We start from the raw sequence: 8,810 nt of genomic DNA, 5'->3' as shown, positions 1-8,810 counted from the left end.
GGTATATCAGGTGTATAGCATTGTTCTCTATCTTAAAAACCAAGTCAAAAATTGTAAATCAGACCTTATAATATGCTATTAATCTGAAAAACTAACAATATGACAAAATTGTAATGTTGTTGTCATGTTTTAGAAAGATGCTGTGGGGTAAGTTAGCATTCAGATAGGCTTGATGAAGATGTTATTTATTTTAATTACGTTGATTAAACACTGTCTAGGTTTTTGATAGCGCTATGCTGAAGAGGTTTTTGGGCGCGTAATGTTTATTATCCTGTATTATTAAATGGTCTTAAAATGTAACTTGAAATTGATAAATAAACCACTGGAAAATATTTATAAACAAAAGAGTACCAAAAAAGTACTATATAAAGCTTGACGTTACCACTAGGGAATAGGCTAGTATATATTTGTCCACTTAACGATAGACGGAACTATGAAACGATTTTTTACTTTAATTTTAATGCTGGTAACAATGTTCACTTTCACTCAGAAAGCAGCGGCGTTTGTGCATCTATTCGAGAGTAAAACGGATTCGATGGTTGACTGCAAAATGTCTATGGACTTAAGTGAATCAAGCATGGAAATGAGTAAAATCGATTGCGGTGGCAATGAAAGATCTCATACTATGAAATGCCAAAGTGATTGTGACTTTATGACGATGGTGACTGTGCTTTATTTTATATCGCATGAAAATACTGTTAATCAGCCTCTGTCACAACTTTCTTACAAAACTAGTATTACCGGTTCCCCTTATTACTTTTCTGAATCTTTATATAGACCACCTCTTTTAAATTAATTTTCTATTTAGTTTTAGCTTAAATAATATTTGATTTATAGGCTTTTTATATGGCTATCTATCAATAAAATTAATTTATTTTATCCCGCTCTTGTATTAAAAACTAAATGCTGTTTTTTAAAAAACTGCATTGGTTATTTATAGGAGTACGAATAAAGGAAAGTGATTATGAAAATCACCCGGTCTGTTTTATCTGCTATAAATATTACTGTCAAGTTGGTGTTTAACAGCCTGTTTAGCATGATGTTTTTGCTTAGTTTTAATCTTTTTGCAGAGGGGATCACGCTCAATGACGCAGAGCAGTTAGCGATTAAATCTGACCCTGCGCAAGCAATATATCAAGCACAACAAGCCAGTTTGATTGCACAAGGTATTGCAGGTTCAACACTCGCAGATCCCATGATAAAACTAGGTGTCGCTAACATGCCTACCAATAGTTTTAAATTAGACCAAGAGGCAATGACGCAACTGACCTTTGGGCTTTCACAACAATTTAGCCGTGGTTCACAACTTGAATTAACTCAGAAAGGTTTTAATCAACAATCAGAAATTTCGGTTTATCAAGGTTTAGATCGTCAGTTAAACGTTAAAAAAACCGTGCGGGAGCTTTGGTTTGACATTCTTTTTATTGATAAATCGTTACAGATAGTAAAAGAAAATAAAAGATTATTTTCAGGGTTTTATCGAGATTTAGAATCTAAATATTCTTTAGGGTTAGCAGAGAATGAAGACTTGGTGCTGGCAGAGATCGAGATCAATAAATTTGATGAAAAGCTTGCTGCATTAAGTCAAAGATCGCTTAATTATCGTAGTTTGTTAAGCGAGTATATCGGTGAATACGCCTATCAACCACTGCCAACAGAACTTCCAAAATGGTCTGAAACAATATTTTATGTCAATACACTTAATGCAACCAATAATGAACATTACAGGTTACTTTCTCAGCACCCAATAGCAAAAATGTTAGCGCAAAGTGTTTTAGTGGCAGATAACAGTATCGAGTTTGCTGAGCAGGCCTACAAGCCTAGTTTTAAGGTCGAAGTGGGCTATGGGCATAGGTTAAGTGAAACCGACATGGGAGCTCGAAGAGCTGATCTTTTAAGTGGTTTTGTGTCGATGGATATTCCTCTGTTTACCGATAAACGCCAAGATCAAACGCTTATTTCAGCACAACATAATAAAGGGCAAAAACAAGCTGAATACCGCTTATTATTACGCCGACTTAATGCGTTATTAAATGCTGAAATTAGTAATTACCAGCAACTTGAAGAGCGTATAAGCCGTTATCAAGACAGTTTGTTGAAACAGGCAAAATTGCATACCAAGCTGCTAGAGCAAAGTTACCAATCTAATACTCGTCCTTTCCAAGAGGTTATTGATGCCTACATCCATGAACAGAACCTCTCTTTAGAATATCAACAGTTGTATTTCGACGGACTCAAAAGTCTCTCTAACATTCGTTATTTTCAGGCTCTTTAATAGGAAATTATTATGCGTTATTTATTAGTTTTAATCGTGGGTTTAGTGGTGGGATTTTTTGCCACTTATAATGAACAACTCAACAGTTTATTTGCACAAAAAAATATGTCATCAGAGCCTGAAATCTTATATTGGGTTGCGCCAATGGATGCAAATTATCGTCGTGATAAAGCCGGGAAATCACCAATGGGTATGGATTTAGTACCTGTTTATGCTGAAGCAAAAAAGGCAGAGCCAAAAATTTTGTACTGGGTCGCGCCAATGGATGCTAATTATCAGCGAGACAAACCAGGTAAATCACCAATGGGCATGGAGTTAGTGCCAGTTTATGAAGAGGTCGGTGGACAGTCAGAAGTGGGGCTAGTTACTATCTCTGCCGCAGTAGAAAATAACTTAGGTGTACGTACTGGTCTGGTTGTGAAAGATGAATTTAACATGCCCATTAATACGTTAGGCATAGTGCAAGCCAATGATGATGCGATTTGGCAAATCAATAGTCGTGTATCGGGTTGGATTGAAAAGCTCTATGTGAGATCTGTCGGTATTGAAGTTAAAAAAGGGCAACCCTTATTTGAGCTTTATTCGCCAGAGTTAGTGAAAGCACAGGAATCATTATTTAATGCCATTAACCTAAATCGTAGGGCGTTAATTAATTCATCAAAATCCCGTTTAGCCGTATTAGGGGTAAGTAATGAACAAATTAAAAAGATAATGAGCAGTAGAAAAGTATTACAAAATATCACTATTTTTGCACCGCAAAAAGGGACCATTTCAGAGCTTAAATTAAATGAAGGTGGATTTATTTCTCCTGCGACTCAAGTTATTACCGCAGTTAATTTAGATACGGTTTGGGTGGATGTTGAAGTATTTGCAGGACAAGTTTCATTGGTTAAAGTGGGTGATGCGGCCTCGATGAGCTTAGATTATTTTCCGGGACAACAATGGGATGGAAAGATCAACTTTATCTACCCTGAAATGAACGCAAGCAACCGTACTTTGCGTGTTCGAGTGCAATTCGATAACCCAACGGCACAATTAAAACCTAATATGTTTGCCAGTATTATTTTAACCCCAGAAATGAATAAAAGCAGACTACAAATTCCTCGCGAAGCGGTGATTTATGCGGGTAACATGAATCGAGTTGTATTAGCGAAGGGCAATGGTCAGTTTAAGTCTGTGATTGTGAAACTAGGTCTGGAAAATAAGACATCAGTGGAAGTTTTATCAGGTTTAAGTGAAGGCCAAAAAATTGTGACTTCAGCTCAATTTTTATTAGACTCTGAGTCCAGTATCAGTGCTGATTTTGAGCGTATGTTAGAAATAGACAAAGAAAACGAATCTGACTCAAATGTTAAAGGTGATGACTTGGACTGGTTAGATTTGGGTGCTGATTTTAATCAAGGTTTGTCACCAAAACCGTATTTAGAGATAGTGGCTAAAGAGGTGACGCTATGATTGCTCATATAATTAATTGGTCAATCAAAAACCGTATCATGGTTTTGTTGATCACCTTCGCTATTGTTGCCTATGGGGTATTTTCTATTCAGAAAACACCTATCGACGCTATTCCGGATCTTTCTGATGTACAAGTTATTGTTAAAACTAGTTATCCAGGACAAGCGCCACAAGTAGTTGAAGATCAGGTCACTTACCCGTTAACTACTGCAATGTTATCGGTGCCAGGGGCAAAAACAGTACGCGGTTACTCATTTTTTGGTGACTCTTACGTGTATATCATTTTTGATGATAATACTGATATGTACTGGGCCCGTTCACGGGTGCTGGAATACCTTTCACAAGTTGCCCCTGATTTACCAAAAGAGGCTCGCTCAGCTCTTGGTCCTGATGCAACGGGGGTAGGTTGGATATTTAGTTATGCACTGGTTGATAGAAGTGGGCAGCATGATTTAAGCGAACTGCGTAGTTTACAAGATTGGTTTTTAAAATTTGAGCTACAGACAGTTGCAGGTGTATCCGAAGTAGCAACCGTTGGTGGTATGGTCAAACAGTACCAAGTACGTGTTGATCCTAATAAACTACGTGCTTATAACATACCTTTAAACAGCATCAGCAAGGCAATCCAAAACGCTAACCAAGAAAGTGGCGCAAGTGTTATCGAGATGGGCGAAGCTGAGTATATGGTCCGTACTTCGGGTTATATCTCATCGATTGAGGATCTCAAATCTATACCGCTACAAGTGAATAGCCAGGGGACGCCTCTATTATTAGGTGATATTGCAGAAATAAATCTTGGTCCACAAATGCGCCGTGGTATTACTGAACTTAATGGTGAAGGAGAAGTGGTCAGTGGCGTGGTTGTGATGCGGTTTGGTGACAATGCTCAGGGGGTGATCACTGCGGTTAAGGATAAACTCAATGAGTTGCAAAAAAGCTTGCCGGATGGTGTGGAAATTGTTCCCACTTATGACCGTTCTGAGTTGATTAACAGCGCTGTAGATAACCTTTACCTTAAATTACTCGAAGAGTTTATTGTAGTGGTATTAGTTTGCGCCGCTTTCTTATTTCATTTCCGTTCATCTTTAGTGGTGTTATTGAGTCTACCCGTTGGGATCTTTGTCGCCTTTATTATCATGTCATGGCAAGGTATTAACGCCAATATCATGTCACTCGGTGGTATTGCTATCGCTATTGGTGCGATGGTAGATGGTGCCATTGTGATGATCGAAAATGTCCATAAGCATATGGAAAAAACGGAGCTGACGGATGAGAATCGCTGGCAGGTGATCAGCAAAGCCACACTTGAAGTTGGCCCTGCTCTATTTTTCTCATTATTGATTATCACTTTTAGTTTCTTACCTGTTTTTGCCTTAGAAGGGCAGTCGGGCAAGATGTTCTCACCCTTAGCATTCACTAAAACCTATGCGATGGCGGCATCGGCAGGTTTAGCAATTACCTTAATCCCTGTATTAATGGGATATTTTATCCGCGGTAAAATAATACCTGAGCATAAAAACCCATTAAACCGTTTTTTGGTGGCCTTATACAGACCTGTATTAGCCCTTAGTTTACGCTTTCCAATATTGACGATCTGTTTTGCATTAGTGGTGTTAGTCGTTGGATTCTATCCTGTGAGTAAAATCGGTAGTGAGTTTATCCCACCTTTAGATGAAGGTGATCTTATGTATATGCCAACTACTTACCCAGGTATTTCAATCGGTAAAGCCCGTGAGTTATTGCAGCAAACTAATAAGCTAATTAAAACACAACCGGAAGTTAAAACGGTATGGGGAAAAATTGGCCGCGCTGAAACAGCAACGGATCCGGCGCCACTGACCATGATTGAAACGACTATTCAATTTAAACCTAAAGCGGAATGGCGAGCTGGCATGACTAAAAAAATGCTGACGGACGAGCTTGATAGTTTAATTCAGTTCCCAGGGGTAACAAATGCTTGGGTTATGCCGATTAAAACGCGTATTGATATGTTAGCAACCGGCATTAAAACACCGATTGGTATCAAAATAGCGGGTGCAGATTTAAATGAAATTGAAAAAATTGGTAAGCAAATTGAAGTTATATTAAAAGATGTTAAAGGTACGGCTTCTGTTTATGCAGAACGAGTCACTGGTGGTCGTTATGTCAAAGTGGATATTAACCGTGAAAAAGCTGGACGTTATGGACTCAATATTGCCGAAATACAAGAGCTCGTTGCGGTTGCTATTGGCGGTAAAAATATTACTGAAACCATCGAAGGTTTAGAACGATACCCGGTGAACTTGCGTTATCCGAATGATTATCGCGATTCAGTGACGGCGCTGAAAAGTTTGCCAATTGTCACACCAAGTAAAATGAATATCAGTTTAAGCGATGTTGCCAATGTTTATATCGAAGCAGGGGCTCCGCTGATAAAAACAGAAAATGCGCGTCTTAATGGTTGGATATATGTTGATATTGAAGGCGTTGATCTAGGCTCGTATGTCAAAGATGCACAGCAGATTGTTAATGAGCAACTAAATTTACCTGGTGGGTATTCACTAGTGTGGTCTGGGCAATATGAATATATGGAAAAAGCCAATGCACGTTTGGCAAAAGTGATCCCCGTGACCCTTGCCATTATCGTTATTCTGCTCTATTTAGCCTTCCGCCGAGTCGGTGAAGTTTTGTTGATTTTATCGACACTACCGTTTGCGTTAATGGGCGGAATTTGGTTGATGTTTATGCTTGATTTCCACTTCTCTGTCGCCGTTGGTGTTGGTTTTATTGCGCTTGCTGGTGTGTCGATAGAAATTGGAGTCATTATGCTCTTGTATTTAAACCAATCATTAGAAGCAAAAAAACAGCTACGTCTTACGGATTTTAATCTCAATGATTTAAAAGAAGCGGTAACGGAAGGCGCAGGTTTACGAGTACGTCCCGTGATGATGACAGTTGCTGTTGTTGTGATGGGGTTAGTGCCTATTATGTACGGAGACGGCACAGGCTCAGAAGTTATGCAGCGTATTGCTGCTCCTATGATTGGGGGCATGGTTAGTGCTGTTATTTTGACTTTGATTATCTTGCCTGCGGCTTATTTTGAATGGAAAAAAATAAGCCTACGCAAACAGTTAAATAAAGACTAAGTGATCAACTCAAAATCGCCCTTAACAGATTTTAAGGGCATTTAATTTAAATTAAAAACGATTTAATTAAACAAGTAAGGAAATAAAAATGAATATTAAAAAAAGTAAAATCGCATTAGCACTCGGTACATTGATTTTTTTAGCCGCGCCACTTTCAAGTGCGTTTGCCAATCAAAATAACTGTCAAATGGGCGGGACGATGGCATCCATAAAAAGTGAATTACGTGGTTATGTACAAGGTGTTAAAGGTGATGATGTAAAGAAGATGCAGCAACATATGAATGCGTTATTACAACTAAGTGAAAAAGCGACTCAAGTAACACCTGCCATGGATCATTCTAAAATGGACATGAAAGAGATGACGGGTATGGATCATTCTAAAATGGACATGAAAGAGATGGCGGGTATGGATCATTCTAAAATGGACATGAAAGAGATGGCCGATATGGATCATTCTAAAATGGATATGAAAGAGATGGCCGATATGGATCATTCTAAAATGGATATGAAAGAGATGGCCGGTATGGATCATTCTAAAATGGATATGAATGAGATGGCTACAATGCAAAACATGGAAGGAATGAGCAATGAGCAACACCAACATATGATGTATATACACAACATGACCGAACTTAATGACATGTTTAAGCAGCTATCTAAAACACAAGAAAAAAATGAAATTAAGGTGATTTTGGGCAAAATTAAAGATCACAGTGAAAAGAACCAAATGTTTAAAAAAGAATGTAATTAAGCAGTTAAGGTTTGTTCAACATTGGCTATCAAGCCAGTGTTGATAAAGGATGTCAGTATTCGCCATAACATGGGGGATGACAGGCCTCTACCCACTATTTTTAACAATAAGTATTTTATTATTGATGTTTATTAATACTATTTAAGGAGTTTTATGATGAAGCTAACGACTAAAATATTAGCAATTACTTTAACCATGGCTAGTTTTTCTGTTTTGGCAAAAACAAGAATTGAATTATATAAATCACCAACTTGTGGGTGCTGTAAAGAGTGGGCCGCGATAATGGAAGACAAAGGTTATACAGTAAATGTACATCATCAAGATAACTGGTCAAATATTAAACAAAATTTTGGAATGCCCCCTCAATTACAGTCTTGTCACAGTGCAGTGATTGACGGTTATTTAATTGAAGGGCACGTTCCAGAGTCTGATATAGCACGCTTGCTTAAAGAGAGCCCTGTTAATATATCAGGACTTGCAGTCCCAGGCATGCCACAGCTCTCTCCAGGCATGGCAAGAGCAGGGGTTAAGTATGAAAACTTTAAAGTGGTGTCTTTTTCTAAAGATGGCTTGGCTTTATATAACCAATATTAAGCCCTTCTAAGCGAATATTTCGAATGGCCTTTTAACTTAAATTCATTGCTTAGGGAGTCAGTACAGGGAAATGATGCAGCTATGCACGTTAACAATAACAATAACAATACCAAAAACAATAAGTTCTTAGATTAAGATCTGACTTAAACCTAAAGATAAGAGAGATAAAATGAAAATTTTAAAAAATGTAGCAATATTCAGCTTGGTTTTATTAAGTCATTTAGTAAGTGCACATTCAGGCCTTAAAAATTCAATGCCTGCAAATGGTGCTACGTTGAATCAACTTCCTGAAAGTGTGGAACTTGAATTTACTATGCCAGTAAAATTGGTCAAATTGAAAGTTATAGAGCAACCTGGAAAACTAGTTAAAGTCACGAGTGCACCAAGTAAAGAATTTAAAAGTAACTTTAGTATTGAATTACCGGCGCTTGAGACGGGTAAATATAAAGTGATATGGGTCACGATGGGTAAAGATGCTCATAAAATGAAAGGCGAGTTCACCTTCTTAATTGAAACCTCGAATATGGGCAACATGACACATACCTCTGATATGGAAAAGATGCCAGTTAATGCTGATGGGCATAACCATCAACATAATTAATTGAGGTCT

7 protein-coding genes are annotated in these 8,810 nt (G+C 37.9%); all 7 read left to right on the top strand.

Annotation, left to right across the window (positions count from 1 at the left end):
* Nucleotides 1-472 precede the first annotated feature (472 nt).
* The 7 genes from MT391_RS07735 (at nucleotide 473) to MT391_RS07705 (ending at nucleotide 8,801) form a co-directional block, all read left to right on the top strand.
* Nucleotides 473-796, top strand: a complete 324-nt coding sequence (locus tag MT391_RS07735; RefSeq protein ID WP_156916114.1) for a hypothetical protein — start codon at nucleotides 473-475, stop codon at nucleotides 794-796.
* Nucleotides 797-964: 168 nt separating this feature from the next.
* Nucleotides 965-2,275, top strand: coding sequence for a TolC family protein (locus MT391_RS07730; protein WP_169727657.1), 1,311 nt, complete (start codon nucleotides 965-967; stop codon nucleotides 2,273-2,275).
* Nucleotides 2,276-2,287: 12 nt separating this feature from the next.
* A complete protein-coding gene (locus tag MT391_RS07725; RefSeq protein WP_028868908.1) occupies nucleotides 2,288-3,730 on the top strand; it encodes an efflux RND transporter periplasmic adaptor subunit in 1,443 nt (480 codons plus the stop codon).
* The gene (locus tag MT391_RS07720) at nucleotides 3,727-6,855 is read left to right on the top strand and encodes an efflux RND transporter permease subunit (protein WP_028868907.1); all 3,129 of its coding nucleotides are present in this window, start codon (nucleotides 3,727-3,729) and stop codon (nucleotides 6,853-6,855) included. The genes MT391_RS07725 and MT391_RS07720 overlap by 4 nt, the downstream gene beginning before the upstream one ends.
* A gap of 88 nt (nucleotides 6,856-6,943) precedes the next feature.
* Complete coding sequence (locus tag MT391_RS07715) at nucleotides 6,944-7,606, top strand: hypothetical protein (RefSeq protein ID WP_499497419.1); 663 nt, start codon at nucleotides 6,944-6,946, stop codon at nucleotides 7,604-7,606.
* A gap of 153 nt (nucleotides 7,607-7,759) precedes the next feature.
* Nucleotides 7,760-8,200, top strand: coding sequence for a DUF411 domain-containing protein (locus MT391_RS07710; RefSeq protein WP_245600412.1), 441 nt, complete (start codon nucleotides 7,760-7,762; stop codon nucleotides 8,198-8,200).
* Nucleotides 8,201-8,369: 169 nt separating this feature from the next.
* Nucleotides 8,370-8,801, top strand: a complete 432-nt coding sequence (locus tag MT391_RS07705) for a copper resistance CopC family protein (protein WP_051369145.1) — start codon at nucleotides 8,370-8,372, stop codon at nucleotides 8,799-8,801.
* Nucleotides 8,802-8,810 lie beyond the last annotated feature (9 nt).

Origin of the sequence: Vibrio sp. 1-Bac 57, from assembly GCF_037546855.1 — a bacterium.
Taxonomy (GTDB): Bacteria; Pseudomonadota; Gammaproteobacteria; order Enterobacterales; family Psychromonadaceae; genus Psychromonas.
Note: the sequence above shows the minus strand (reverse complement) of the source record. Positions and strands in the feature narration are given on the sequence as shown.